28 protein-coding genes are annotated in these 25,832 nt (G+C 72.7%); 21 read left to right on the top strand and 7 right to left on the bottom strand.

Annotation, left to right across the window (positions count from 1 at the left end; translation table 11 throughout):
• Window positions 1–10: 10 nt before the first annotated feature.
• Window positions 11–1,579: an MFS transporter gene (locus tag LH044_RS09905; RefSeq protein WP_227759868.1), complete on the bottom strand. Its 1,569-nt coding sequence runs from the start codon at window positions 1,577–1,579 to the stop codon at window positions 11–13.
• 71 nt (window positions 1,580–1,650) lie between these two features.
• Between LH044_RS09905 and LH044_RS09900 the strand changes: the two genes are divergently transcribed.
• A complete protein-coding gene (locus tag LH044_RS09900; protein ID WP_227759867.1) occupies window positions 1,651–2,277 on the top strand; it encodes a TetR/AcrR family transcriptional regulator in 627 nt (208 codons plus the stop codon).
• Window positions 2,278–2,306: 29 nt separating this feature from the next.
• Here the strand turns inward: LH044_RS09900 and LH044_RS09895 are convergent, their stop codons facing one another.
• Both LH044_RS09895 and LH044_RS09890 read right to left on the bottom strand, forming a co-directional pair.
• Complete coding sequence (locus LH044_RS09895) at window positions 2,307–2,948, bottom strand: sterol desaturase family protein (RefSeq protein ID WP_227759866.1); 642 nt, start codon at window positions 2,946–2,948, stop codon at window positions 2,307–2,309.
• A 25-nt stretch (window positions 2,949–2,973) separates the two neighbouring features.
• Window positions 2,974–3,777 (bottom strand): TetR/AcrR family transcriptional regulator, encoded by an 804-nt coding sequence (locus LH044_RS09890; protein WP_227759865.1) that lies wholly within the window; start codon window positions 3,775–3,777, stop codon window positions 2,974–2,976.
• A gap of 176 nt (window positions 3,778–3,953) precedes the next feature.
• On the opposite strand from LH044_RS09890, the gene LH044_RS09885 reads away from it, so the two are divergent.
• The 6 genes from LH044_RS09885 (at window position 3,954) to LH044_RS09860 (ending at window position 9,707) form a co-directional block, all read left to right on the top strand.
• A complete protein-coding gene (locus tag LH044_RS09885; RefSeq protein WP_227759864.1) occupies window positions 3,954–5,423 on the top strand; it encodes an OB-fold domain-containing protein in 1,470 nt (489 codons plus the stop codon).
• Window position 5,424: 1 nt separating this feature from the next.
• A complete protein-coding gene (locus tag LH044_RS09880; RefSeq protein WP_227759863.1) occupies window positions 5,425–6,618 on the top strand; it encodes an acetyl-CoA acetyltransferase in 1,194 nt (397 codons plus the stop codon).
• Window positions 6,619–6,692: 74 nt separating this feature from the next.
• A complete protein-coding gene (locus LH044_RS09875) occupies window positions 6,693–7,142 on the top strand; it encodes a hypothetical protein (RefSeq protein WP_227759862.1) in 450 nt (149 codons plus the stop codon).
• Between the two features lie 12 nt (window positions 7,143–7,154).
• Complete coding sequence (locus LH044_RS09870; RefSeq protein WP_227759861.1) at window positions 7,155–7,607, top strand: flavodoxin family protein; 453 nt, start codon at window positions 7,155–7,157, stop codon at window positions 7,605–7,607.
• 100 nt (window positions 7,608–7,707) lie between these two features.
• A complete protein-coding gene (locus tag LH044_RS09865; protein WP_227759860.1) occupies window positions 7,708–8,652 on the top strand; it encodes a TIGR03619 family F420-dependent LLM class oxidoreductase in 945 nt (314 codons plus the stop codon).
• 179 nt (window positions 8,653–8,831) lie between these two features.
• Entirely contained in the window at window positions 8,832–9,707 is an 876-nt protein-coding gene (locus LH044_RS09860) for an alpha/beta fold hydrolase (RefSeq protein ID WP_227759859.1), read from the top strand.
• Between the two features lie 97 nt (window positions 9,708–9,804).
• Here LH044_RS09860 and LH044_RS09855 read toward each other — a convergent pair whose 3' ends face one another.
• Together LH044_RS09855 and LH044_RS09850 are read right to left on the bottom strand one after the other, a co-directional pair.
• Window positions 9,805–10,221 (bottom strand): YccF domain-containing protein, encoded by a 417-nt coding sequence (locus LH044_RS09855; RefSeq protein WP_227759858.1) that lies wholly within the window; start codon window positions 10,219–10,221, stop codon window positions 9,805–9,807.
• A 19-nt stretch (window positions 10,222–10,240) separates the two neighbouring features.
• Complete coding sequence (locus LH044_RS09850; protein WP_227759857.1) at window positions 10,241–10,693, bottom strand: cyclic nucleotide-binding domain-containing protein; 453 nt, start codon at window positions 10,691–10,693, stop codon at window positions 10,241–10,243.
• A gap of 117 nt (window positions 10,694–10,810) precedes the next feature.
• On the opposite strand from LH044_RS09850, the gene LH044_RS09845 reads away from it, so the two are divergent.
• The 5 genes from LH044_RS09845 (at window position 10,811) to LH044_RS09825 (ending at window position 15,663) form a co-directional block, all read left to right on the top strand.
• A complete protein-coding gene (locus LH044_RS09845) occupies window positions 10,811–11,200 on the top strand; it encodes an EthD domain-containing protein (RefSeq protein WP_227759856.1) in 390 nt (129 codons plus the stop codon).
• A complete protein-coding gene (locus LH044_RS09840) occupies window positions 11,197–12,003 on the top strand; it encodes an SDR family NAD(P)-dependent oxidoreductase (RefSeq protein WP_227759855.1) in 807 nt (268 codons plus the stop codon). The genes LH044_RS09845 and LH044_RS09840 overlap by 4 nt, the downstream gene beginning before the upstream one ends.
• Before the next feature lie 88 nt (window positions 12,004–12,091).
• The gene (locus LH044_RS09835; protein WP_227759854.1) at window positions 12,092–13,351 is read left to right on the top strand and encodes an amidohydrolase family protein; all 1,260 of its coding nucleotides are present in this window, start codon (window positions 12,092–12,094) and stop codon (window positions 13,349–13,351) included.
• 1 nt (window position 13,352) lies between these two features.
• A complete protein-coding gene (locus LH044_RS09830; protein ID WP_227759853.1) occupies window positions 13,353–14,813 on the top strand; it encodes an aldehyde dehydrogenase family protein in 1,461 nt (486 codons plus the stop codon).
• A gap of 118 nt (window positions 14,814–14,931) precedes the next feature.
• A complete protein-coding gene (locus LH044_RS09825; RefSeq protein ID WP_227759852.1) occupies window positions 14,932–15,663 on the top strand; it encodes a YceH family protein in 732 nt (243 codons plus the stop codon).
• 70 nt (window positions 15,664–15,733) lie between these two features.
• Here the strand turns inward: LH044_RS09825 and LH044_RS09820 are convergent, their stop codons facing one another.
• Window positions 15,734–16,483: an alpha/beta hydrolase gene (locus LH044_RS09820; protein WP_227759851.1), complete on the bottom strand. Its 750-nt coding sequence runs from the start codon at window positions 16,481–16,483 to the stop codon at window positions 15,734–15,736.
• 93 nt (window positions 16,484–16,576) lie between these two features.
• Between LH044_RS09820 and LH044_RS09815 the strand changes: the two genes are divergently transcribed.
• From LH044_RS09815 to LH044_RS09785, 7 genes are all read left to right on the top strand, one after another.
• A complete protein-coding gene (locus LH044_RS09815; protein ID WP_227759850.1) occupies window positions 16,577–17,665 on the top strand; it encodes an alcohol dehydrogenase catalytic domain-containing protein in 1,089 nt (362 codons plus the stop codon).
• A gap of 59 nt (window positions 17,666–17,724) precedes the next feature.
• Window positions 17,725–18,681, top strand: coding sequence for a cyclase family protein (locus LH044_RS09810; RefSeq protein ID WP_227759849.1), 957 nt, complete (start codon window positions 17,725–17,727; stop codon window positions 18,679–18,681).
• Window positions 18,682–18,734: 53 nt separating this feature from the next.
• Window positions 18,735–19,322, top strand: a complete 588-nt coding sequence (locus LH044_RS09805; RefSeq protein WP_227759848.1) for a hypothetical protein — start codon at window positions 18,735–18,737, stop codon at window positions 19,320–19,322.
• Window positions 19,323–19,342: 20 nt separating this feature from the next.
• Entirely contained in the window at window positions 19,343–19,930 is a 588-nt protein-coding gene (locus LH044_RS09800) for a hypothetical protein (protein WP_227759847.1), read from the top strand.
• A gap of 96 nt (window positions 19,931–20,026) precedes the next feature.
• Window positions 20,027–21,562: a class I adenylate-forming enzyme family protein gene (locus LH044_RS09795; protein WP_227759846.1), complete on the top strand. Its 1,536-nt coding sequence runs from the start codon at window positions 20,027–20,029 to the stop codon at window positions 21,560–21,562.
• Window positions 21,559–22,170 carry a TMEM165/GDT1 family protein gene (locus tag LH044_RS09790; RefSeq protein WP_309568864.1) on the top strand — a complete coding sequence of 204 codons (612 nt, stop codon included), beginning with the start codon at window positions 21,559–21,561 and terminating at the stop codon, window positions 22,168–22,170. The genes LH044_RS09795 and LH044_RS09790 overlap by 4 nt, the downstream gene beginning before the upstream one ends.
• A 5-nt stretch (window positions 22,171–22,175) precedes the next feature.
• The gene (locus LH044_RS09785; RefSeq protein ID WP_227759844.1) at window positions 22,176–22,727 is read left to right on the top strand and encodes a GNAT family N-acetyltransferase; all 552 of its coding nucleotides are present in this window, start codon (window positions 22,176–22,178) and stop codon (window positions 22,725–22,727) included.
• A gap of 27 nt (window positions 22,728–22,754) precedes the next feature.
• Here LH044_RS09785 and LH044_RS09780 read toward each other — a convergent pair whose 3' ends face one another.
• On the bottom strand, window positions 22,755–23,825 hold the full coding sequence (locus LH044_RS09780; protein ID WP_227759843.1) for a heparan-alpha-glucosaminide N-acetyltransferase domain-containing protein: 1,071 nt from the start codon (window positions 23,823–23,825) through the stop codon (window positions 22,755–22,757).
• A 143-nt stretch (window positions 23,826–23,968) separates the two neighbouring features.
• Here LH044_RS09780 and LH044_RS09775 point away from each other — a divergent pair, with 143 nt between their 5' ends.
• Window positions 23,969–24,787 (top strand): MIP family channel protein, encoded by an 819-nt coding sequence (locus LH044_RS09775; protein ID WP_227759842.1) that lies wholly within the window; start codon window positions 23,969–23,971, stop codon window positions 24,785–24,787.
• A gap of 95 nt (window positions 24,788–24,882) precedes the next feature.
• Window positions 24,883–25,797 (top strand): SDR family NAD(P)-dependent oxidoreductase, encoded by a 915-nt coding sequence (locus tag LH044_RS09770; RefSeq protein ID WP_227759841.1) that lies wholly within the window; start codon window positions 24,883–24,885, stop codon window positions 25,795–25,797.
• Window positions 25,798–25,832 lie beyond the last annotated feature (35 nt).

Genomic DNA, 25,832 nt, shown 5'->3' with positions numbered 1-25,832 from the left:
GGGAGAAGTCTCAGTGGCCGCTGACGGTCTTGGTGTCGGGCACCGCCCGGCTGGCGACGATGGCCATCAGGGCCAGCAGCACCGCCGAGACCACGAAGGCGGAGTTGAACGCGTCGGTGAACGCAGCGCGGGCGCCGTCGCGGAGGGCGCCCGAGAGCTCTGGCGGCAGCTTGTCGGCGATCGCCATCGCCGCGTTGACCGAGGTGCGCGCGCCGGCGCGCACCTCGTCGGGCACCGCGGCCGGGAGCCGGTCGTCCATGAGCGAGGTGAACCGGGAGGTGAGGATCGTCCCGAGCACCGCGATGCCGAGCGCACCGCCGACCTCGCGGGTGACGTCGTTGACCGCGGACGCCACGCCGGCCTTGGACAGCGGGAGCGACGACACGATCGCGGTCGAGGCCGGGGCCATGGCGAGGCCCATGCCGAACGCACCGACGACGAGCGCGACGGCCACCGCGAGGTAGGGCGTGTCGGGGCCGATCAGCGCGTAGATCACGAAGGCCGCGGCCACGCAGAGCATGCCGGTGGTGATGACCTTCCGCGAGCCGAACCGTGCCACGAGCCGGGGGGAGCGGGGCGCCACGATCAACATCGTGAGCGCGCTCGGCACCGTCGCCACGCCGGCGACGAGCGGGGAGTAGCCCTTCACGAACTGCAGGTACTGCGTGAGCATGAAGAACATGCCGAACATGCCGAAGAACACCACGGTGATCACGCCGCTGCCGGCGCGGAAGGCGGGGATCCTGAAGAACCGGGGGTCGAGCATCGGCTCGTCGGTCCGCAGCTCCCACAGCACGAACACCGCGCCGACGACGACGGCCACGGCGAAGGCGCCGAGCACGATCGGCGAGGTCCAGCCCTCCTCCGGGCCCTGGATGATCCCGAAGAGCAGGCCGCACAGCGCGACGACCGAGAACGCAGCGCCGACGACGTCGAGCCGTCGCTCCTCGGTGTCACGGCTCGACGGCACGAACCGGGCGATGAGCGCCATCGCCACCACGACGAACGGGACGTTGACGAGGAAGACCGAGGCCCAGCCGAAGTGCTCGACCATGAAGCCGCCGAGCAACGGGCCCAGCGCGCTGCCGGCGCCGGCGAAGCCGGCCCAGGTGGCGATGGCGGTGGCCCGCTCGGCCGGCGGGAAGACGGACGTGACGATCGACAGCGTCGCGGGCATGACGAAGGCGGCGCCGATGCCCATGACGGCGCGGGTGGCGATCAGGACCTCGGGGTTCGGGGCCTGGGACGCCGCGATCGCGGCGAGACCGAACACGGTGAGGCCCGACAGGAGCGCACCCTTGCGGCCGAAGCGGTCGCCGATGGCGCCGGCGAGCAGCAGCAGCCCCGCGAACACGAGGGCGTAGGAGTCGATGATCCACAGGAGCTGGGTGGAGCTCGGCTCGAGGTCCTCGAGGATCGTCGGGATGGCGACGTTGAGGCTGGAGACGGCGACGACGACCAGCACCAGGCAGAGGCAGCAGATCGCCAGGACGCGCTTGCGGTCGGGGTGTCCGACCATGGGATCCCAGGTCGCGGTGGGACGGCGATCGACCGCCGGTCCGGTGGTGGGGCTCGACATGGCGGCGACTGTAGGACGGTGGTGTCCTGCTGTGCAACGGTTGTGTCCTGGAGTTGGCTAGGGTGGTCGTCGTGGCCGGCACGGCGGACACCGCCCCCCTCGATGACGCAGCGCCCGACCCCTGTCCCGCCCGCGTCGACCCCCGCGTCGAGCGCACGCGTGCCGTCGTGATGGAGACCACCCGCGCCCTGCTCAACGAGGTCGGCCTGGAGCGCACGAGCATCGAGGCGGTCGCCGACCGCTCCGGCGTGGCCCGCAGCACGATCTACCGCCACTGGCCGAGCACGGTCGCGCTGGTCATGGCCGCGCTGGAGCAGGCCAAGGTCGAGGCCGAGGCGGGACTCATGTCGTCCGGCGACGACGAGACCGACCTGCGGGCCCTGCTCGACGGGCTGGGCGAGGCGCTGCGCTCACCGCAGTCGAACGTGCTCGCCGACATCGCCGCCGCCGCCGGTCGCGACCCCGAGCTGGCGGTGCTGCACCAGGCGTACCTGTCGCGCCGCCGTGCTGCGGCGGTCGGGCTCATCGAGCGGTTGCAGGACTCGGGCCGGCTGCGGGCCGACGTGCCCGCCGCCGAGATGGTCGACCTCGTCGCCGGTCCGCTCTTCTACCGGCGCTTCCACGCGCAGCGACCGATGACGACCGAGCAGATCGCGGCGCACGCGGACCTGATGTTCGAGCTCCTCGCGCCGGCCTGACCGAGGGACCGCCGGGCGCGGTCGCCGCGTCAGGGCGTCGGAGCGATGCTGGCGAAGGCGCGGGCGCGGTCGATGCCGGCCTGGCGCTCGTCGATGCCGACCGTGCCCACGAGGACGTAGTCCGACGCGAACTCGGGTCGCAGCTCGCCGTCCTCGTCGATCAGCCAGCCGAGGCCGGTGGCGAAGCGCCGTGGCACGGCCACGACCTCGGGCGAATCGTTCGTGCGGAACACGACGTCCCACACCGGGATGCTCACGCCCTGGTTCGCCATCGGGTGGCCGAAGTGGTGGTGGAAGTGGTGCTTGCGCAGCCAGCGCTCGTACCCGTTGCGGGGTGCGCGCAGGTGCGCCAGCGCGTGCTGCCACTCGTAGAACGCGTAGGCGACCACCCACCCCCCGGCGAGCCCGGCACCGACGGTCAGGCCGAACAGCCAGGTGCCGAGCGGCAGCCAGACGAGGATGCCGACGACGGCCACGCCTGCCCACGCGAGCAGCAGCCGCGCCGTGAAGTTCCAGCCCGCGGTCACGTGGTGGAGCAGGTGCTCGCGGCTCATGATCCCGCGGCCCTTGAGGTGGTGCATCGCGAACCGGTGCAGCAGGTACTCGAACAGGAACCAGAGGTTCACGCCGACCGCGAAAGCGAGGAGCGCGACCGCCACCGATCCCAGCACGCCGCCCCCTCCCCGGTGCCCGACGTCAGGCGTTCGAGCCGACCCGTGGCAGGAACGAGCCCGCCCGCTGCATGCGGCCGAGCTGCTCGGTCGCGGCGTCGAGGACGCGGGCCGGGGCGCCCCAGGCCAGCAGGAGGTCCTCGGTGACCAGCTTGCCCATGGCGCGGGCGCTGAACGCGTCGGCGTCCGATGCCGGGAGCGCGCCGACGTTGGCGTTCGCGGTGAGCAGGGCGCCGTTCAGCGCGCCGACCCAGCGCAGCAGCCGCCGGAAGCCGTCGTCGTTGCGGGCGGGGTCCGGGGCCGACAGGGCGCCGGCCGCCACCGCGGCCTCGACGAGGACCAGGCCCTCGGCCAGCAGCGTGAGCGCGTGCGGCGTGACCGACCGGACGTCGTCGGGGTTCACCAGTCGCTCCGGGGTGCTGAGCAGCATCTGGAGGAACTCGAACTCGCGCGGGTGGAGCTCGGGACCGGCGACGAACAGCTGCCCGTAGGCGAGCACCCGCACCAGCGACTCGACGGCGTCGTCGTTGAGCCCGGACTCCTCGAGCGCCTCGTCCCACATCTCGGCGGCCTGGTGGTAGGTGGCGAGCAGCGTCTGCACCGCGGCGACCTGCAGCGCGGCGATCAGCGCCGACTTCGAGGCGAAGTACGTGTAGATCGTGCCCACGGCGCAGTCGACCCGATCGGCGACCGCCTGCATGGTCAGGCCCTCGAGCCCGGACTCCTCGACGATGTCGCTCGCCGCGGCCAGGAGCTGGTCGTGGCGGGCGGCGCGGTTGCGGGCCCGGCGGCCGAGCGGCGGGTCGGTGCGTGCTTCGGTGGCGTTCATGCGAGCGGCCGCGGGGAGGTGGAGGTGCGCGGGGACATCGCACCATGCTCCGGCCCGCAGGCGGTCGTGTCAACCATCGACCACCTGGGGGTCCCACCGGACGGCGCCGGACCGTCGGGTGCCCGAGTGCCGCGTGCGACTTCTGACGGGGCGTCAGATGTCCCTACACTCCGGGCATGAGCGATCCCACCCCGGCCGCCCGTCGCGGCATCAGCGGCCTCGCCGCCTACCTGCCGCACTGGCGCCTGCAGCGGTCGGCCATCACCCAGGTCCTGGGCTCGTCGGCCGGCAAGGGCGCCCGCACCGTGGCCTCCTACGACGAGGATGCGGTGACGATGGCCGTCGAGGCGGGGCGTCGGGCCCGTCGCGGGACGAGTGGCCGGGTCGACTCGCTGTGGTTCGCCTCCACGACCGGGCCCTACGCCGAGAAGACGGCGGCACCGATCGTCCACGCCGCCCTCCGGCTGGACGGTGACGTGATCGCCGCCGACGCCGGACCGGGCCTCCGCGGCTCGGCGGCCGCGCTGCGCGCCGCGCTGCGCTCCACCGATCCGGGGGTCCTCGTGGCCGCGGCCGACGTCCGCACCGGCCCCGCCGGCTCGGCCGACGAGAAGGGCGGCGGCGACGCCGGCGCCGCAGCGCTCGTGGCCGACGCGGCCGACGGCCCGCTGCTCGCCGAGCACATCGGCGGTGCGTCGGCCACGCAGGAGTTCCTCGACCGCTGGCGCTCGCCCGGCGAGCTGCGCACCCGGGCGTGGGAGGAGCGCTTCGGCCAGCAGCGCTACGACGACCTCGCCGGCCGCGCCTGGGACGCCGCCCTGAAGGACGCCGGGCTCGACGTCGACCAGGTCAGCCGTGTCGCCATCTCGGCGCCGCACGCCCGAGCCGGCGCCCCGCTGGCGAAGAAGCTCGGCGCCGCCAGCGTCGACGTCGCCGACCGGCTCGACGGCTCGGTCGGCTTCACCGGTGCGGCCCACCCGCTCGTCCTGCTCGCCGACCTCGTCGAGCAGGCGTCGCCGGGCCAGGTCGTCGCCCTCGTCGCCCTGGCCGACGGCGCCGACGTCTTCCTCTTCCGCCGCACCGAGGCGCCCCTGCACGAGGGCGTGCCGACCGTGGCCGACCAGCTCGCCGGCGGCGACGACTCCCTGCCCTACGCCAAGTACCTGTCCTGGCGCGGCGTCCTGCCCGTCCAGCCGCCGAACCGGCCCGAGCCCGCCCGCATGTCGGCCTCGGCGGCCGAGCGCCGGCTCGACTGGAAGTACGGGTTCGTCGGCAGCCGCGACCGCCAGAGCGACGCGCTGCACCTGCCGCCCGCCCGGGTGAGCTTCTCCAACGGCGCCGTCGACGACATGGACCCCGCGCCGATGGCCGACGTCCCGGCCACGGTCGCCACCTTCACGGTCGACTCGCTGGCCTACTCGCCGTCGCCGCCGATCGTGTTCGCCGTCTGCGACTTCGAGGGCGGCGGCCGCCTGCCGGTCGAGCTGACCGACGTCACCGCCGACCAGGTCTCGATCGGCATGACCGTCGAGATGACCTTCCGCCGGCTCAACGCCGCCGACGGCATCGCCAACTACTTCTGGAAGGCCCGCCCCGCGACCGCGGCGGCCGGGAGCACCGACCGCTCGACCACGGGGGAGGGCTGACATGGCCAGCCACGGCATCAAGGACCGCGTCGCGATCGTCGGGATGGGCTGCACCCCGTTCCGCGAGCACTGGGACAAGGGCCTCGACGACCTGATCGTCGAGGGCACGCACGCCGGGCTCGACTCCGCCGGCATCGACATCGCGGATGTCGACGCGTGGTGGCTCGGCACCGCCCAGTCGGGCATGTCGGGGGTGACGCTGTCGGCGCCGCTCAAGCTGCAGGGCAAGCCGGTGACCCGGGTCGAGAACTTCTGCGCGACCGGATCCGAGGCGCTGCGGCAGGCCTGCTACGCGGTCGCGTCCGGCGCCTACGACGTGGCGGCCGCGGTCGGCGTCGAGAAGGTGAAGGACTCCGGCTACCAGGGCCTGAACGCGTTCCCCATCCCGACCGACGGCACGAACCGCACGCTCACCGCGGCTGCCATGTTCTCGCTCGTCGCGCCCGCCTACGCCGAGAAGTACGGCGTCGACCCCACCGAGCTGCGTCGGGTGCTGGCCCGGATCGCGAGCAAGAACCACGCCAACGGCGCCAAGAACCCGCGGGCGCAGTTCCGGCGCGAGATGGACGTCGACGCCATCTGCGCGATGCCGTCGGTCGCCGGGATGCTCTCGGTGTTCGACTGCGCCGGCGTGGCCGACGGCGCCGCGAGCGCGATCGTCGTCCGGGCCGAGGACGCCCACAAGTACACCGACACGCCGATCTACGTGAAGGCCCTGAGCTTCGTGGCCGGCAACGCGTCCGGTCTGCTCGACGCCGACTACGACTACACGCACTTCGACGAGTGCCAGTGGGCCGCCGAGGACGCCTACGCGCAGGCCGGCATCACCGACCCCCGCCACGAGCTGGCGATGGCCGAGGTGCACGACTGCTTCACGCCCACCGAGCTGGTGCTCATGGAGGACCTCGGCTTCTCGGCCCGAGGGCAGGCGTGGAAGGACTGCGAGGCCGGGGTGTTCGACCTCCACGGCGAGCTCCCGATCAACACCGACGGCGGTCTCAAGTCGTTCGGCCACCCGGTCGGCGCCTCGGGCCTGCGGATGCTCTTCGAGTGCTGGCTGCAGCTGCGCGGCGAGGCGCCCGAGGACCGGCGGATCGACACGATCGACCGCGGCCTGGCGCTGACCCACAACCTGGGCGGCTACCCCGGCGAGATGGTGAGCTTCGTCGGCATCTGGGGCAACCGCCCCGGCTGAGCGCCGGCTGGGAGCCGGCGCGGGCGCACCGCGGTCGTCGCAGTTCGGCGGTCGCCCGGGTACCGTCGGAAGCGATGGCGGAGTCCAGCGAGCCGAGCAAGCTCCCGCGCCGCGACGCGGTCGTGGACCAGGTGCACGACCTGGTCCGCAACGGGCTGAGCCCCGCCGTGTTCGTGGTCGAGATCGCGGGGTTCGACGGGCTCGCCGGCTCCGACCTCGACGGCGCGCACCAGGCAGTGCGCGAGGTCGAGGCGCGACTCGACCGCGTCGTCCGGGGCCGCGACGTCCTCGGCTTCGAGCCGCCGGCCCGGTTCCTGCTCGGGTGCTCGTCGCTGCAGCCCGACGCGGCCGGCGGGGTCCTCGAGCGCATCCGCGGCGGCGCCGCGTTCCCCGTCGAGGTCGGCGGCGACGCGATCTCGCTGGTGCTCGACGTCGGCATGGCCTTCTTCGCCGACGGCGCGACCGGCGCCTCGCTCGTCGAGGCGGCCGAGACCGACCTCGGCCGCGCCGGTTCGACCGCCTGAGCGGGCTCCGCCGTGCCGCGCCTGCTCGTCGTGCACCACACGCCGTCGCCGGCGTTGCACTCGATGTTCACGTCGGTCGTCGAGGGCGCGTCGGACCCGGCGCTCGCCGACGTCGAGGTGGTGAGCCGCCCCGCCCTGACCGCCGGGCCCGTCGACGTGCTCGAGGCCGACGCCGTGGTGGTGGGCGGGCCCGTGAACCTCGGCTACCTGGCCGGCGCGATCAAGCACTTCTTCGACCAGATCTACTACCCGTGCCTCGACGAGACGGTCGGCCTCCCGTTCGCCGCCTACCTGCACGGCAACGACGACCTCACCGGCGGGCGGATCGCGCTGGAGCGGATCACGACCGGCCTGCGCTGGCGGTCGGTCCAGCCGCTGGTCGAGGTGACCGGCGCGCCGTCGAACGACGACCTCGCAGCGTGCTGGGAGCTCGGCGCCGCCACCGCCGCCGGGTTGCTCGGCTGACGGCACGGCGCCGGTCGCCTCCCGCCCGTCGTCGCGCCGGTCCGTATGATCTGACGGTCCATCAGATCCTGCGGTCGGAGCGCCGCGGAAGGAGCGCCACGTGGCCGCCATCATCCCTGCCGGCACCACCGCATGGGGGCTGCAGCTGCCCGTCCAGTCGAAGTCCACGGCGTACCGCCAGCCGTGGGAGCTCGACGCCGGGCCGGCGGAGCTGGCGACCGTCGCCACCGCGGCCGACCGGGCCGGGGCGTTCTACGTGGCGGTGTGCGATCACGTCGGCGTGCCCCGACCGGCCGACGAGGTCATGTCGGACACCTGGTACGACACCATCGCCACGCTGGGCTGGCTGGCCGCGCTCACCGAGCGCGTGCACCTCGTCAGCCACGTGTACGTCCTCCCGTACCGGCACCCGCTCCAGACGGCGAAGTCGTTCGTGACGCTCGACGCGCTGTCGGGCGGTCGCGCCGTGCTCGGGGCCGGGGCCGGCCACCTCGAGAGCGAGTTCGAGGTGCTCGGGGTCGACTACGCGTCCCGCGGCCGCGCCGTCGAGGACGCCATCCCGGTGATCCGCGCCGCGTTCGAGGAGGAGTACCCGACGATCGGCGGCCCGGGGGCCGAGGTCGGCGTCGGCATCGCGCCCCGACCGGTCCGCCCCGGCGGCCCGCCGATCTGGATCGGCGGCTCCTCGCCGGCGGCCATGCGCCGTGCCGCCGAGCTCGCCGACGGGTGGCTGCCGCAGGGCCCGCCCAAGGTCGGCATGCGCAAGGGCATCGCCGAGATCCGTGAGCGCCGCACCGCCGCCGGCCTGCCCGAGGCCTTCGACATGGGCACCAACGTCGAGCCGATCCACATCGGCACGCCGGGTTTCGAGGTGGCCGACTGGACCCTCACCGGCACGCCCGAGGAGGTGGCCGAGGGGCTCGCCAAGTACCGGCGCCTCGACGTCAACCAGTGGCAGCTCCGCTTCCTCGGCCGCTCCGCGACCGAGGTCGCCGAGCAGATCGAGCGCTTCGGCGCCGAGGTCTGGCCCCTCGTCATGGCCTGACGAGACGAACTCGCCGCTTCTCGGGGACGTCCCCGAGAACGCACGGACGTCGAACTTGGGGCTGAGCGATCGCTGGGCGACGCCTGATCCCCAAGTTCGGTGCTCGGCGGTTCTTGGGGACCTCCCCAAGTTCGAGGATCGAGCCGGGTGACGGGAGCGCGGGAGTACGGTCGCCGGCCATGCGCGTCGACATCGGTGACGGGGTCCGGTTGTTCGTCGACGTCGTCGGCTCGGGCCTCCGGCCCGACGACGACGCCATGGTCCCGAAGCCCACGCTGATCGTCCTGCACGGTGGACCGGGGTCGGACCACTCGTCGTTCCGCCCGTACATGGACCGCTTCGCCGACACCCACCAGGTCCTGCTCGTGGACCACAGGGGCAACGGCCGCAGCGACGGGTGGGACGATCCGGCGAGCTGGAACCTGGACACCTGGGCCGACGACGTCGTCCGCCTCTGCGACGTGCTCGGGATCGAGCGCCCGGTGGTGCTCGGGCTGTCCTTCGGCGGCTTCGTCGCCATCCGCTACGCCGCCCGCCACCCCGACCACCCCGCGGCGATCGTGCTGGCCAGCACCAAGGCGCGCACGCACGAGGACGAGTCGGCCGCCCGCTTCCACGCCCTCGGCGGCGAGCGGGCCGAGGCGACCTACCGCCGCATCTACACCGACCGGGACCTCGCACCCGACGCGTGGGTCGACTACGTGACGGTCAACATGCCGCTGTACAACCCGACGCCGTCACCGTTCGGGCCGGGTCGGTCGATCATGAACCTCGAGCTGCTCGTCGACTTCACCGGTGGTGAGCACGTCGACATGGACCTCCGCGACGACGTCCGTCGGATCGCCGTGCCCACGCTCCTGCTGGCCGGCAGCGAGGACCCCATGACGCCGCCGTCGTGCTCCGAGGAGATCCTCGAGCGGCTGGCGCCGGGCCTGGGGACCATGGCGATCGTCGCCGGCGCCGGGCACGGCACGTTCCGCGACCGTCCCGAGGAGAGCGAGGCGATCCTGCGCGACTTCCTCGCCGAGGAGCAGGTGATCGCCCGCCAGGCCTGAATCCGGATCACCGCGCCGGATCACCGCCAGGACGATTTCTGGTGCCCGGATCGCGACAAGGGATGTCGCTGTGCACCCCTATATCCCCGGGGGGGGGTCAGTCGAGTGCGACCACCGGGCCGGCCTCGGCCGGCGTCCCGTCGGCCACCGGCCCCACGGCGTAGTCGAACGGGAAGAGCGCCAGCTTCGCCATGCTGAAGTTCTTGATCCCGAACGGGATGCCCAGGATCGACAGGCAGAGGAGCACGCCGAACAGGAGGTGCAGCAGCGCCAGCCAGAGGCCGCCGACGATGATCCAGACGATGTTCATCACGCCCTTGGAGAAGCGGTGGCCCGGGCTCTCGTGGAGCGTCCGCCCGAACGGCCACATCACGTAGCCGGCCAGCTTGAACGCCTGGATGCCGAAGGGGATCCCGATGATCGTGATGCAGGCCACGACCCCGGCGAGCATGTACCCGATGCCGAGCCACACGCCCGACAGCACGAACCAGATGATGTTGCCGATCGTCTTCACGAGTCGCCCCCGGTGAGGGTCAGTTGCGGCTGGCGAGCTGGTGGCGCAGGTGCTGGCACTCGTCCTCCAGCTGGGCCAGTCGCTTGGCGGTGCCGCGCAGCATCGAGCGCGACAGGCGGGGCAGGTCGTCGAGCAGGGTGTTGAAGCCCCGGCGGTCGATGACCTCAAGCGTCATGTCGGTCGTCGCGACGATCGAGGCCGTGCGGGTGACCGCGTCGAGCAGCGCCACCTCTCCGAAGTAGGCGCCGGGGCCGAGCGTCGCGACCGTCACGCCGTCCTTCACCACGTCGGCCTCGCCGGCGATGATCACGGCGAACTCCTGGCCCAGGTCGCCCTGGCGCATCACGGTCTTGCCCGCCGGGACGTGCACCTCGTCGGCCAGCCGGTCGATCTCGTCGAGCTCGGCCTCCGTGCAGCCGGCGAACATCGGCAGCGTGCGGATCTGCGAGTGGGAGTCCCTGCGAGGCGTCACACGGGTGACTGTAACCCCGGCCCCGCCACGTGTGACGGGAGTCGCGATCGCGTAGGTTGCGGCTCCACCAGCGGTCGGCGGACGGCCGCGACGACGGGGCACCGCCAGGGGGACGAGATGGTCAAGATGTTCGCGCTGCTGCGACGGCGGGAGGGCATGAGCACCGAGGAGTTCCGTGCCCACTGGCGCGACGTCCACGGCCCGCTGATCCGCGACACGCCCGAGCTGGCCCGCCACATCGTCCGCTACGAGCAGCACCCCCGGCACCGGCCCGACGCGCTCTCGGGCACCGCCGGCGTCGACGGCGTCGCCGTGCAGTGGTTCCGCTCGATCGACGACTTCCTCGCGTTCATCTCGGAGCCCGGCTACCAGGAGCTGATCGCCCCCGACGAGCGCCGGTTCCTCGACACCGACTCGATCGAGTTCCTCATCACCGAGGAGCCGAACGTCGTCATCGCCGGGCCCGAGGGGCTCGGGAGCGGTGGGACCCAGGGGGGCGCGTCGTGAGCGTCGGGCTGGAGGGCCGCGGGATCGTCGTCACCGGCGGCGGGTCGGGCATCGGCGCCGCCACGTGCCGCCTGCTCGCGCTCAAGGGCGCGAAGGTCGGCGTGCTCGACCGCAAGCGGGAGACGGCCGAGGAGGTCGCCGCCGAGATCGGTGGGCTGGCGCTGCACTGCGACGTCGGCGACAGCGAGGCCGTCGACGCCGCGCTCGCCCGGGCCGACGCCGAGCTCGGCGGGCTGTCGGGGCTGGTCAACAACGCCGGCATCGGCAACCTCAAGCCGTTCGAGGACTACACCGACCGCGACATCGAGCTGATCTGGCGGGTCAACTTCTTCGGCACGTACGCCTGCCTCCGGGCCGCGGTGCCGTTCCTGCGGGCCACGGCGGAGCAGCGCGGGGCGCCGTCGTCCGCGGTCAACATGGCGAGCGTGTCGGGCGTGCGCCCGACACGGGGCGAGGCGCCGTACTCCGCGGCCAAGGCCGCCACGGTCGCGCTGACCTCGTCGGCGGCCCTGGAGTGGGCGCCGACGGTCCGGGTGAACTGCGTGTCGCCCGGCTTCGTCCACACGGCGCTCAACGACGTGCTCGTCACCGACCCCGCGGGTCGCAAGGGGATCGAGGACCGCACGCCGATGGGCCGGGTCGGCTCGGCCGCCGAGACGGCGAGCCTGATCGCCTTCCTCCTGTCGGACGAGACCGGCTACATCACCGGCCAGAACGTGGTGATCGACGGCGGGACGATGCTCCCGAACGAGCAGATGGACCCGGTGCTCGGGCCCCTGCTCGAGATGTTCGGCGGCGGCTGATCGGCCCGGCCCTCGACCCGGGCGGAAAACTAGAACTTGTTCCAGTTTCGGCCTGACACATCGTCAGGTCGGGGGATACCATCCGGTCATGAGCGACGCGTCGCAGACCTCGGATCAGGGCGCCCCACAGCGGGTCCGTGACCTCCCACCGAACGAGATCCCCAAGATCGTCTCGGTCGACGACCACATCATCGAGCCGCCGAACGTGTGGACCGATCGGATCCCCTCCAAGTACGCGGACGTGATGCCGCGCTCGGTGCGCATGCGCGGGACGATGAACTTCGTCGGCGGCGTGTTCTCCTTCGAGGAGACCGAGGACGGCGACGAGGCCGACTGGTGGCAGTACGAGGACGGCCGGTACCCGATCACCCGCCTCGAGTGCGCCGTCGGCTTCGACCGCTCCGAGGTGACGGTCCGGGGCATCACCTACGAGGAGATGCGCAAGGGCTGCTGGGACCCCAAGGCCCGCCTCGAGGACATGGACGCGAACTGGACCGAGGCGTCCATGTCGTTCCCGTCGAGCTTCCCCCGCTTCTGCGGCCAGCGCTTCTACGAGGCGAAGGACAAGGAGCTCGCCGACCTGTGCGTCAAGGCCTACAACGACTGGCAGGTCGACGAGTGGTGCGGTGACTCGAACGGTCGCCTGATCCCCTGCATCATCGTGCAGCTCTGGGACCCGCAGGCCGCCGCCGCGGAGATCCGGCGCAACGCCGCCCGCGGCGTCCGGGGCATGACCTTCTCGGAGATCCCGCCCTATCTCGGCCTCCCGTCGATCCACGACGCCGACGGCTACTGGGACCCGGTGTTCGAGGCCTGCGCCGAGACCGGCGTGGTCGTCAACATGCACATCGGCTCCAGCTCGAAGATGCCGTCGACCTCGCCCGACGCGCCCGCTGCGGTGGGCTCGACGCTGACGTTCAACAACGCCATGGCGTCGATGACCGACTTCCTCTTCTCCGGCGTGCTCGCCCGCTACCCCGACCTCAAGCTCGCCTACTCCGAGGGCCAGATCGGCTGGATCCCCTACATCGTCGAGCGGGCCGACAAGGTCTGGGAGGACAACCGGGCCTGGGGCGGCTTCGGCGACAAGGTCCCCGAGCCCCCGTCGACCTACTACTACCGCCAGATCTACGGCTGCTTCTTCGACGACGAGTACGGCCTCGACAACATCGAGAAGGTCGGCGTCGACAACATCTGCTTCGAGACCGACTACCCGCACTCGGACTCGACCTGGCCCCACTCCCGGGAGACCGCCCTCAAGCTCATGGGCGACCTGAGCCCGGAGCTGTTCCGGAAGTTCGTGCGGGGCAACGCCATCGACCTGCTCTCCCTCGACCTGGAGCCCTGAGTTGTCGGATTCCACGTACCGCCTGACGATCGGCGGCGAGTCCGTCGAGGGTGCCGCCGGCACCTACGACATCGTGAACCCGGCCACCGAGGAGGTGACCGGTCGTGCGCCCGAGGCGTCGGTCGACCAGGCCAACGCGGCGGTCGAGGCCGCGGCCGAGGCCTTCCCGGCCTGGTCGCGCACCACGCCCGAGGAGCGCGCCGAGCTGCTCGACCGCGCCGCGGACCTGATCGAGGCGCACCGCAAGGAGATCGTCCCGGTCCTGCAGGCCGAGACCGGCGCCACGGCGCGCACGGTCAAGTCCATGCAGTTCTTCCCGGCCACGGCCCGCCTGCGCCGCTACGCCAAGGGCGCGCTCGAGCCGACGATCACGCCGCTGCCGCCGGCGGTCATGCCGACGACGCCGCTGGCGCCGGGCGGCCTGATCTCCGCCGTGGCCAACCGCCAGCCGGTCGGCGTGGTCACCTGCATCACCTCGTACAACGTCCCGATGACCAACATGGCCGGCAAGATCGGCCCGGCCCTCGCCATGGGCAACACGGTCATCGTCAAGCCGGCGCCGCAGGACCCGCTCGGCGTGCTCCGCATGGTCGAGCTGATGAACGAGGCCGGCTTCCCGCCCGGCGTCGTCAACGTGGTCACCGGCCAGGACATCGCCCCGTCCGAGGCCGTCGTCGCCCACCCCGCCACCGACATGGTCTCCTTCACCGGCTCGACCGGCGTCGGCCAGCGGATCGGCGCGGTGTGCGGGTCGCAGATGAAGCGCCAGCTCATGGAGCTCGGCGGCAAGGGCGCCTGCATCGTCTTCGACGACGCCGACCTGAAGGCCGCCATCGGCGGGATCAGCTCGGTGTGGGGCTTCCACTCCGGCCAGATCTGCACGTCGCCCACCCGCGTCATCGTCCAGCGCGGCGTGTACGACGCGCTGGTCGGCGGGCTGCAGAAGGCGGCGGGCCACATGAAGGTCGGCGATCCCACCGATCCCGACACGGTCGTCGGCCCGGTCATCACGGGCGCGCACCGCGAGCGCATCGAGGGCTACGTCCGGACCGGCATCGACGAGGGCGCGACGGTCGCCGTCGGCGGCGGTCGCGGCGGGTTCGACACCGGCTTCTACGTCGAGCCGACCCTGCTCGTCGACTGCACGAACGAGATGACCCCGGTCCGCGAGGAGCTCTTCGGGCCGGTCGTGGTCGTCGTGCCCGTCGACGACGAGGACGAGGCCGTCGCCATCGCCAACGACAGCGACTACGGCCTCTACAGCTACGTCTTCTCCGGCGACACGTCCCGCGCGTGGAACGTCGCCCGCCAGCTGCGGTCCGGCAACGTCGGCATCAACTCGCTGCAGCGCAACCACGAGGCGCCCTTCGGCGGCTTCAAGCAGTCGGGCGTCGGCCGCGACGGCGGCAGCTACGGCCTCCTGGCCTACTCCGAGCTGCAGTCGATCGTCTGGCCCAGCTGAGCCCTCCCGACCTCGAAACTGCGTGAATCGGCGTCGCTCAGCGACGCCGATTCACGCAGTTTCGAGGTCGTGGGCGGTGCGGACGCCAGGCGTCGGGCTCGGCGGTAGCGTCCGGCCCATGGTCGACCTGCCCGACGAGCTCGAGCTCTCCGATCCCCAGACGCGCGTGCTCGGCTGCCTGCTCGAGAAGCAGGCGACCACGCCCGACGCCTACCCGCTCACGCTGAAGGCGCTGACCACGGCGTGCAACCAGACGTCGAGCAGGGACCCGGTCGTCGACTACGACGCCAACCTGGTCGAGACGACGTGCCAGGCGCTCAAGGCCAAGGGCCTCCTGCGCATCGTGCACCCGGCCAGCGGCGAGCGGGCGACGAAGTACCGCCAGATCCTCGACGAGCAGCTCGGCCTCGACGCGGCCGAGAAGGCGATCATCGCCGTGCTGCTGCTCCGCGGCGCGCAGACGGTGCCAGAGCTCCGGAGCCGGACCGAGCGCCTGCACGCCTTCGCCGGGCAGGAAGAGGTCGAGTCCGTGCTCGTGGCGCTCGCGGCGCGGACCGACCGGCCGCTCGTGCGGCTGCTCGAGCGCGCCGCCGGCCAGCGCGAGGCGCGCTGGATGCAGCTCCTGCAGCACGACGCCGACGGGCGGGCCGAGGCCGCGGCGACGGCGACGACGGCGTCGAGCGGCGCACCGGGCCGGGCGGCCGCGTCCCCGGGCCGGGTCGACGAGCTCGAGGCGCGCGTCGAGGCGCTCGAGGGGCGGCTCTCCCAGCTGGTCGCCGCGCTCGACGGCCTGGTCGAGCTGCCCGATCCGGTCCAACAGGGCGCAGACCCGTCGCCGGCGACCGACTGACGCCCGCTTCGGCGGCGGTTCCCGTCGTCTGACGACGGAGATCGCCGCCAGAGCACGAGGCGGGCGCGGATCAGGGCAGCAGCTCCCAGAGCCCGTCGTAGTGCGCGGGCGGCGCGACGCCGTCGTACAGCTCGCGCCCGGCGCCCGACGGGGCGGCCCCGGCCCGGACCGCGGCGAGCCAGGCCCCGACCTCCGACGCGGCGAGGTCGGACATGTCGTGGTCGGCGTCGTCCTCGACGTACGTCAGGTCCACGCCGGTCGAGGCGATGAGCCCGGCGCCGCCCCGGTACGTGTCGATGGTGGCGAACCGGTCCCGCCGGGCACCCGACAGGAACGCCGGCCGCCCCGCCGCAGCTCGACGGTCGACCGGGAAGCCGTGCACGCCGGCCGGGAAGCTGTAGATCCCGAACGCCGCGGCCGGACGGTGGACGACGTCCCGGTGCAGCAGCAGCGACACGCCGAGCCCGCCGCCCTGGCTGAAGCCGCCGACGACGGCCTCCGAGGCGGCCAGCCCCGTCGCGACCTCGAGCGTGCCGAGCAGGCGGTCGAGCGCGGCGAGCGAGCCGAGGTACTGCTCCTCCGCGCCGGTGGAGCGGGCCGGCTTGTGCCAGATCACCCGGTCCCGGTGGCGGTAGGGGCCGTGCGGCGTCACGGCCAGGAGCGCGCCGTCCGGGTCGATCAGGTGGAGGCGGTCGGTCAGCGCCGAGATCGGCAGCCCGTAGCCGTGGACCAGCACCAGCAGGCGATCCGGCGAGCCGCCGCGGTCGACCACGTCGTAGGTCAGCGGGGCGGGCGCCTCGGAGGGCAGGGGAGCGGACACGATGGCGGCAGTCCACCACAGCAGGCGGAGGTCCGGCCGCTCGGGCCGGGGTCGAACTGAAACGCGTTCTACCCGCGGGGTATGGTCCCGCCCATGAGAGCGATCGTGTGGGACGGCAAGGCCGCGTCCGTCGAGTCCGACATCCAGGTCCGTGACCTGCGCCCCGGCGAGGTGCGGGTGCGCATCGAGTCGGCGGGCCTCTGCCACAGCGACGTGTCGGTGCTGAACGGCACGATCATGTTCCCGCCGCCGGTCGTGCTCGGCCACGAGGGCGCGGGCGAGATCGTGGCCGTCGCCCCCGACGTCACCAACGTGGCGGTCGGCGACCACGTCGTCCTGTCGACGCTCGGCAACTGCGGCCAGTGCGCCGCCTGCGACAGCGGCAAGCCGACCTTCTGCCGAGTCGGGCAGGGCAAGCTCTCGCGCCCGTTCACCAAGGGCGAGGGCGAGGACGTCCAGAAGGTGTTCCAGTTCGCCAACCTCGGCGTCTTCTGCGAGGAGACCGTCGTCAAGGCGACCCAGGCGGTGAAGATCCCCGACGACGTGCCGCTCGCCTCGGCATCGCTGATCGGCTGCGGCGTCCTCACCGGCGTCGGCGCCGTGTTCAACCGGGCCAAGGTCCAGCACGGCGAGTCGGTCGTCGTGATCGGCGTCGGCGGCATCGGGCTCAACGTCATCCAGGGCGCCGCGCTGTCGGACGCGCTGCCGGTGATCGCCGTCGACACCAACCCGGCCAAGGAGAGCTACGCCAAGCTCTTCGGCGCCACGCACTTCATCTGCCCCGACGGCCCCGACTTCGACCTCGTCGAGGCGGTCAAGGAGATCTGCCCGAACGGCGTCGACTACGTCTTCGAGTGCGTCGGCTCGACGGCGCTCATCAAGACCTCGACCGACCTCCTCGACTGGGGCGGCACCGTCGTCATGCTCGGCGTCCCGAAGATGGGCTCCGAGGCGAGCTTCGTCGTGTCGACCATGTACAACGACAAGACGATCATGGGCTGCCGCTACGGCTCCGCCCGGCCGCAGTTCGACATCCCCCTGATGGTGAAGCTGTACCAGGCCGGCCGCCTCAAGCTCGACGAGCTCGTGTCGCAGACCTATCCGCTCGAGGACTTCCAGAAGGCGCTCGACGAGCTGCACGACGGCAAGCTCGCCCGCGGCGTGCTCACCGTCCCGGCCTGACCGGCGCCCGCCGGCCGACCGCCAGCCCACGCACCCGCGACCACCGCACAGGGGGATCCGTGCCACTTCCCGCTGAGATCGATGAACTGTCCCGGAAGGTCTCCAACTGGGGCCGCTGGGGCGACGACGACGAGCTCGGGTGCGGCAACCTCCTGACCGAGGAGTCGACGCGGCGGGGCGTGGCCGCGGCCCGCCGCGGCCGGCGCATCTCGCTGGCCGCCGACCTCAAGCAGGACGGCATCCAGGTGGGCCAACCGGCGCGCCGGTACAACCCGATCCTGTCGGTCACCTCGCTGAACGAGCGCGACGAGTTCGCGCCGGGCATCTGGGAGGGCACCGACGACCTCGTCACCATGTCGACGTGCGCGGGCACGCACATCGACGCGCTGAGCCACGTCTCCTACGACGGGTTCCTCTACAACGGCGTGCCGACCTCGGCGGTGACCGCGCAGTACGGCGCGACCAAGCTCGGCGCCGAGCGCCTGCCGCAGATCGTCACGCGGGGCCTCGTCCTCGACATCGCCCGGCTGAAGGGCGTCGACGCCCTCGACGAGATCTCGCCCGGGTACGCGATCACGGCCGACGACCTGGCCGCCGCGGCCGAGCAGGCGGCGGTCTCGCCCGAGCCCGGTGACGTGATCCTCGTCCGCACCGGCCAGATGCGGTACTACCTGGCCGGCGACCGCAAGCGGTACACGGTGGGCACCGACTTCAGCCAGCCCGGCCTGTCGGTGGACGCCGTGCCGTGGATCCGCGAGCACGACCTCGCCGGAGCGTTCGTCGACACCTACGCCTACGAGGCGTTCCCCCCGACCCAGCCCGACTGGTCCGACTGCCTGGCGGTCCACCTGCTGCAGATCCGCGACATGGGGCTGATCCAGGGCCAGAACTGGGACCTCGAGGAGCTGGCCGAGGCCTGTGCCGAGGAGGAGCGCGGCGAGGTGCTGCTCCTCGCCTCGCCCGAACCGCTGGTCGGCGCGACGTCGACGCCGGTCTCCCCGGTCGCCGTGCTCTGAGCGCCGGCGGCGCACCGTTCCCATCCCCGCCGCTCGGCCGTACCGTGGGGACCGTGGACGACCAGCCGGCTCCGGCGAGCGACGACCTGCCGCCGCGGCGCTCGCCGTGGGACCCGCCGCCCGGCGCCGCGCCACCACCGTCCCCGCCCTCGGTCCCGCCGCCGGCTCCCCGTCCGCCCGCCGGCGGCGCGGAACCGCCCCGCGGCGTGCGGGGCCAGCGATATGGGGGACCGCGACTCGGCGGCCGTGGCGCCCTCGCGCTGTTCGGCCTGCTCGGCGTCCTCGTGACGGTGGGGATCATGGCGTTCCTCGCCGTACAGGTGCTCGACGGCGTCGGCGGGTCCGACGACGCCGACGTCGGCGCCTCGCTGGGCGACCCGGCCGGCGGACCGGCGAGCACGGTCGCGCTCGATCCGACGGCACCGTCGGACGGGGCTGCGGCCGCCGCGTGCGCGACGACGAAGGACACCCTCGAGACGGCGGCCGAGGCCTATCGCTCGGTGAACGGCTCGTACCCGCCCGATCTGGCGGCCCTCGTCTCGTCCGGGATGGTCGACACGGACGGCCGGATCGACTTCGAGCTGCGCGTCGAGGGCGACACCCTGGTCGTCACCGGCACCGGCTCCTGCGCGGGCAGCTGAGCCGAGTACCGTCGCACCCCGTGGCGGACCAGGAGCGCACGTACTCGATCTGGCCCTTCCTCATCCTGTTCGTGGTGCTGGGGACGGTCGGCCTCATCGGCATCCTGGCGTTCGGGTCGCCCTCGTCGCCGACGGGGACGATCCCGTCGTTCACGACCACGTCGACCACGCCCACCACCGAGCCTCCCGAGGACACCACGCCCGTCACGGTCCCGGGCGGCGCGGCCGCGCCCGAGGGCGTGCGCGACGTCGTGGCCGAGGGCGACGCCACCTCGTACGCGTTCCAGACCCCCGAGTCGCTGGCGACCGTGCCGCTGCGGGCCGTCGTGGCACGGGCCCAGGCCACGCCCGACGCCGCCGGCACCTCGCTCGTGCTCGAGGTGGCCTGCACCGCGTCGGCCGACGAGGTGCTCGGCCAGGTCTCTGTGACCGAGACCGCGACCTCGGTGACCGTCCTCCCGGTGGTCGTGCTCGCCGCCGAGGGCACCGCCCCGTGCGCCCCGGGCGCCGCGCCGCGTGAGGTCACGCTGCCCCTGGAGCGCCCGATCGGCAGTCGCAGCGTCGTGCTCGTCCCTGCCGGCACCGAGGTCCCCGCGCCGGGCCCGTGAGGCATCGGTCCCGCCCCCGGACGGCTCCCTACACTGGCGATCGCCGCCCCCGGGACGCCTCGGAGGCGGCCGCACGCCGGACGAGTAGGTGACGACATGTTGCAGGGCCGGACGCTCTGGGAGCTGATGGAGAGACGGGTCGACGCGACTCCCGACGCGCTGATGGCCGTCGACGAGGACATGCGCACCCTGACCTTCGCCGAGTTCTGGTCCGAGGCCGAGCGCGCCGCCGCCGGGCTCCGGGCCTCGGGGCTCGGCGAGGGCGACGTCGTGTCGTGGCAGCTGCCGACCTGGATCGAGTCGCTGGTCCTCGTCGCCGCGCTCAGCCGGCTCGGCGTGGTGCAGAACCCGCTGCTGCCGATCTACCGCGAGCGGGAGGTGGGCTTCGTCACCGACCAGGCCGACTCGCGGCTGCTCGTCGTCCCGTCGCGGTGGCGCGGCTTCGACCACGAGTCGATGGCGACCGGGATCGCGGAGCGGCACGGCCGGGAGATGCGCGTGCTCGTGACCGACAAGGCGCTGCCGCAGGGGGACCCGACGCAGCTGCCGGCGCTGCCCGAGCCGCTCGACCCGGGGGACCAGCCGGCGCGCTGGATCTTCTACACGTCGGGCACCACCGCGGACCCGAAGGGCGCCCAGCACACCGACGCCACGATCGCCACCGCGGCGAAGGGGATGGGGGAGCGGCTCGCCCTGATCGAGTCCGACCGCGCCGCCCTCGTGTTCCCCTTCTCCCACATCGGCGGCATCACGTGGCTCTTCCGGAGCCTCATGTTCGGCAGCTCGCTGATCCTCGTCGAGTCGTTCGACCCCGACGGCACGTCCGAGGTCCTGTCGCGCGAGGGCGTGACCCTGGCCGGCTCCGGCACGGTGTTCCACCAGGCGTACCTCGCCTACCAGCGCAAGCACCTCCAGCCGGTCTTCCCGCACGTCCGCGCCTTCCCGGGGGGCGGGGCCCCCAAGCCGGCGTCGCTCGTCGGCGAGGTCCGGGCGGTGTTCGACGCCCCGATCCTGGCCGGCTACGGGCTCACCGAGGCACCGCTCCTGACCATGGCGGACGTGGCCGACACCGACGAGGAGCTCGCCACCAGCGAGGGCAAGCCGATGCCGGGCGTCGAGCTCCGGTTCGTGACCCTCGACGGTCGTGAGGCGCTGCCCGGCGAGGAGGGCGAGATCCGGGCCAGGGCGCCCCAGCTGATGCTCGGCTACCTCGACCCGGCGCTCGACGTCGAGGCGTTCGACGAGGACGGCTTCTTCCGCACCGGCGACCTCGGCCACCTCGACGACCGGGGCAACCTCGTCGTCACCGGCCGCGTCAAGGACGTGATCATCCGCAAGGGCGAGAACGTGTCGGCGAAGGAGGTCGAGGACCTCCTCCACACCCACGACAAGGTGGGCGACGTCGCGGTGATCGGGCTGCCCGACCCCGACTCCGGCGAGCGGGTCTGCGCGGTCGTCCAGACGGCGCCCGGCGCCGAGGACATCACGCTCGACGAGGTGGTCGACCACCTGCGGGCGCAGGGGCTGATGGCGCAGAAGCTGCCCGAGCAGCTCGAGATCGTGCAGGTCATCCCCCGCAACCCGGCGGGCAAGGTCCTCAAGCACGTGCTGCGCGACGAGTACAAGGGCTGACCCTGGTCCTCGCCGCCTCAACCGGGGCGCTCGCCGCCGCGGCCACCGCGTTCCTCGCCGTGTTCGTGGCCGAGCTGCCCGACAAGACGATGTTCGCCACGCTCGTCCTGACGACGCGCTTCCGGTCACCGCTCGCCGTGTGGACGGGCGTCGCCGCCGCCTTCGCCGTCCACGTCACGATCGCCGCCGCCTTCGGGAAGCTGCTGTCGAACCTCCCGCAGCGGCCGGTCGACGCCGTCGTCGCCGTCCTGTTCGCCGTCGGCGCCGTGCTGCTGTGGCGGTCGGCGGACGAGGACCCCGAGGAGGACGAGGACGTCGGCGACGCCCATGGCTTCGGCGGGATCGCAGCGCGCAGCTTCGGGCTGATCCTCGTGGCGGAGCTCGGCGACCTGACCCAGCTGACCACCGCCGGGCTCGCGGCCCGGTCCGGTCAGGCGCTCGCGGTCGGCGTCGGCGCACTGCTGGCGCTCTGGGCGGTGGCCGGGATCGGCGTGACCGCCGGGCAGCAGCTGCTCCGGTGGCTGCCGCTCGCGACCGTCCGGCGGATCGCCGCGGGCATCTTCGTCCTCCTCGCGATCGTGACCGCCGTGCAGGCCGTGCGAGGCTGACGCCCGTGACCGCCGACGCCCCCGACCCCGAACGGACGGTCCGACCGCTTCGCGCCGAGGACGCAGGAACGGTCGACGCCGTGCTGGCCCTCAACGAGCACTGGGTCCCCCACGTCGGGGCCGTGTCTCGCGACCGGATGGTGTCGCTGGTCGAGCAGGCCGATCTGGCGCTCGTCGTCGAGCGCCCGACCGGCGCCGGCGTGGCGCTCGACGGGTTCGTCGTCGTGATGGCGCCCGGCGCCGCCTACGACTCGCCGAACTACCGCTGGTTCGAGGAGCGCCTGGCCTCGGGCACGGCCCCCGGCCCCTTCCGCTACGTCGACCGCATCGCCGTGTCGCCCGACGCGCAGGGCGCCGGCGTGGGCCGGCTGCTCTACGACGCCGCACTGGAGCGGTCGGCCGAGGTCGGCGCCGCCGAGCTGACGTGCGAGGTGAACCTCGAGCCGCCGAACCCCGACTCGCTGGCCTTCCACGCCCGGATGGGCTTCGTCGAGGTCGGTCGGCAGTGGAACTACGGCGGCACCGTCCAGGTCCAGTTCCTGGCCCGTCCGGTCTGAGCCGCCCCGGCGACGAAGCAACCGGCTCTACAGCTTGATGAGGACGTGGCGCCGCCAGAGCTGGTCCGCGATCACCCACGCCAGCACGATCCAGACCGCCGACCAGGCCACCGAGGCCACGGCGATGGGCAGCACCCCCGCCATCCACTCGACGACGTCGATGCGAGCGCGGTCGGGCACGACCGAGGCCAGCGCGCTGGAGGCCACGTAGACGGCCAGCGGGTTGGCCCCGAGCTCCTGCAACCAGTGCACCGGCCGCCGGACGCCGCGAAGGTCGACCAGCCAGTAGACGGCCAGCGAGATGCCGGCGGCCGCAGCGGCGCCCACCAGCGCGTAGGTCGGCGTCCACAGCCGCTTGTTCACCGGGATCCAGGGTGCGAGCACGAGGCCGACCGCGAGCGGGACGACCGTCCACGTCGCGAGGTGCCGGACGATCTGACGGCGGTCGCCGGTCACGAACCACCGGCCCACCCACGCGCCCGCGAGCACGTTGAACACCGAGACGGCCGCGACCGGGAGGCCCTCGGCGGTCTCCCGGTCGTAGAGGAACCGGTCGATCGCCTGGTCGACGGTGTGGCCGTCCCGGAACCCCCACGCGAGCCCGATCGCGGCGCCGGCGACGAGCAGGGCCAGGCCCACCGCGTACTGGGCACGGCGGGGGAGGAGCAGCACGAACCACGCGAGCAGCGACGTGATCGCGATGTGCTGGAGCACGCCGGCGAGCACCAGCTGGTGCTGCTTCAGCGCCGAGAGGCCGACGCCGAGCCCGAAGAGGATCGCGCAGCGCTTGGCCATCGCCCCGAACGCCTGCCCGAACGTCGGGCCCCCGGGGGAGGGCATCTGCTTCGACGACAGCGCGCTCGACACGCCGATGCAGAAGAGGAACAGCGGGAACACCACGTCGGCCACCGAGAAGCCGTTCCACTCGGGGTGCCGGAGCCAGCCCGGGTGGCCGGGGTTGATGCCCTCGTTGTTGACGGCGAGCATCGCCGCGACAGCGAGGCCCCGAGTGACGTCGAGGGAGACGAGACGGGGCCGGGGCGCCACGACGTCCGCGGTCACCTCCGCACTCGCGGTCCCGGTCCCCGGTTCGCTCACCACGTGGACGCTACCCAGGCCCCCGTCCTGACCCGACGGCGGAACATCCGGCCGGCGCGGCAGGTGCACAGCTACCGTCGCGGTCGCTGGGTCGTGCCAGACGTGCCGCTGCCGGCGACGGTGGTCGGCGGACAGGAGGACCAGTGGACGACCACATCGGCAAGAAGGTGGGGGCCGAGTTCCTCGGCACCTTCCTCCTGGTGTTCGGCGGCTGCGGCTCGGCGATCTTCGCCGCGGCCGCGCTCGGCACCACCAAGGACGTGCTCGGCGTGGGCGACGTGGCGCTGCCCGCCGCCGGCGTCGTCAACAACGGCATCGGCTTCCTGGGCGTGAGCCTGGCGTTCGGCCTCACCGTCGTGTGCGGGGCCTACGGGCTCGGCCACGTGTCGGGCGGCCACTTCAACCCGGCCGTCACCATCGGCCTCGCCACGGCCAAGCGCTTCTCGTGGCGCGAGGCGCCCGTCTACATCGTCACGCAGTGCATCGCGGCGATCGCGGCGGTGGCCGTGCTCTGGGCCATCCAGGCGGGCCGCCCCGGATCGTTCGAGATCACCCAGGGGTCGTTCGCCTCGAACGCCTACGGGCAGGAGAACGGTCGGATCTTCTACGACCTCCCGGCGGCGTTCATCGCCGAGGTCGTGCTCACCGCGCTCTTCCTCGTCGTGATCCTCGGCGTCACCACGAAGGCGGCGTCGAAGGCCCAGGCCGCCCTCGGCATCGGCCTGATGCTGGCGCTGATCCACCTCATCAGCATCCCGATCACCAACACCAGCGTGAACCCGGCCCGGTCCCTCGGCCCGGCGCTGTTCGAGCGCGGCACGGCCCTCTCGCAGCTCTGGCTCTTCATCGTGGCCCCGGTGATCGGCGGGGCGCTCGGCGCCATCGTCTGGAAGTTCGCCACCGGCGGCGACGAGACGCAGACGGGCGAGACCGAGGCACAGGGCGTCGAGGTCGAGCCCTGACCGACCGGTTTGGGTGCCCGAGGGTGGCTCCCCCTAACATCTGACGACCCGTCAGGAACGGGCCGCAGGATCTCTACCAGGGGGAGTCACCCACCATGGGCATGCTGGACGGCAAGGTCGCGATCGTCACCGGCGCAGGTCACGGCATCGGCCGCGGCCACGCGATGGAGCTGGCCAAGCACGGCGCCACGGTCATCGTGAACGACCTGGGCGGCTCGGTCACCGGCGAGGGCACCGGCCGCGACGCGGACCTCACCGTCAAGATCATCGAGGGCCGGGGTGGCACGGCGGCGCCGAACTACGCCGACGTCTCCGACTACGACCAGGCCGGCGAGATGATCGCCCAGGCCGTCGACCAGTTCGGGCGGCTCGACATCCTCGTCAACAACGCCGGCATCGTCCGCGACGGCTCGATCTTCAACATGTCGGTCGAGGACTTCGACGCGGTGCTCAAGGTCCACCTGCGCGGCACCTGGATCCCCTGCAAGCACGCGGCGCTGCACTGGCGTGCGCAGAACAAGGAGACCGGCGAGCGGGTCGACGGCCGCATCATCAACACGGTCTCGGGCGCCGGCCTGACCGGCAACTTCGGCCAGTCGAACTACGCCCCGGCCAAGGCCGCGATCGCCAGCCTGACCCAGACGCTCAGCCTCGAGCTCTACAAGATCGGCGTCACCGTGAACGCCGTGGGCCCGGCCGCCGCCACCCGCATCACGGGCACGATGCCCAACGCCCCGGCGGTCATCGAGGCCGACGAGATCCCCGACGACGAGTGGAACCGGATGGACCCGGCGGTGTCGTCGCCGCTCGTCGCCTGGCTCGCCTCGGACGAGGCCGACCACGTCACCGGCCAGATCATCCGGGCGGTCGCCGAGAACATCATCCTGATGAAGGGCTGGGCCGACGGCCCGACGATCAACAACAAGGGCAACCGCTGGGACGCCACCAAGCTCGGCCAGCAGCTCGCCACCGACGTCTTCTTCACCCGGGCGCCGGGCCTGCGCTACTGAGCGGCGCGCTGGGCCCGCGGGCTCGGGTGCGCCTC

The sequence above is a fragment of the Dermatobacter hominis genome, from assembly GCF_020715685.1.
Taxonomy (GTDB): Bacteria; Actinomycetota; Acidimicrobiia; order Acidimicrobiales; family Microtrichaceae; genus Dermatobacter; species Dermatobacter hominis.
Note: the sequence above shows the minus strand (reverse complement) of the source record. Positions and strands in the feature narration are given on the sequence as shown.

Coding starts and splice junctions, on each gene's coding strand:
- LH044_RS09875 (WP_227759862.1), top strand. CDS start 6,693: ATGGCGGAGTCCAGCGAGCCGAGCAAGCTCCCGCGCCGCGACGCGGTC.
- LH044_RS09770 (WP_227759841.1), top strand. CDS start 24,883: ATGGGCATGCTGGACGGCAAGGTCGCGATCGTCACCGGCGCAGGTCAC.
- LH044_RS09860 (WP_227759859.1), top strand. CDS start 8,832: ATGCGCGTCGACATCGGTGACGGGGTCCGGTTGTTCGTCGACGTCGTC.
- LH044_RS09845 (WP_227759856.1), top strand. CDS start 10,811: ATGGTCAAGATGTTCGCGCTGCTGCGACGGCGGGAGGGCATGAGCACC.
- LH044_RS09905 (WP_227759868.1), bottom strand. CDS start 1,579: ATGTCGAGCCCCACCACCGGACCGGCGGTCGATCGCCGTCCCACCGCG.
- LH044_RS09880 (WP_227759863.1), top strand. CDS start 5,425: ATGGCCAGCCACGGCATCAAGGACCGCGTCGCGATCGTCGGGATGGGC.
- LH044_RS09795 (WP_227759846.1), top strand. CDS start 20,027: ATGTTGCAGGGCCGGACGCTCTGGGAGCTGATGGAGAGACGGGTCGAC.
- LH044_RS09815 (WP_227759850.1), top strand. CDS start 16,577: ATGAGAGCGATCGTGTGGGACGGCAAGGCCGCGTCCGTCGAGTCCGAC.
- LH044_RS09885 (WP_227759864.1), top strand. CDS start 3,954: ATGAGCGATCCCACCCCGGCCGCCCGTCGCGGCATCAGCGGCCTCGCC.
- LH044_RS09835 (WP_227759854.1), top strand. CDS start 12,092: ATGAGCGACGCGTCGCAGACCTCGGATCAGGGCGCCCCACAGCGGGTC.
- LH044_RS09890 (WP_227759865.1), bottom strand. CDS start 3,777: ATGAACGCCACCGAAGCACGCACCGACCCGCCGCTCGGCCGCCGGGCC.
- LH044_RS09825 (WP_227759852.1), top strand. CDS start 14,932: ATGGTCGACCTGCCCGACGAGCTCGAGCTCTCCGATCCCCAGACGCGC.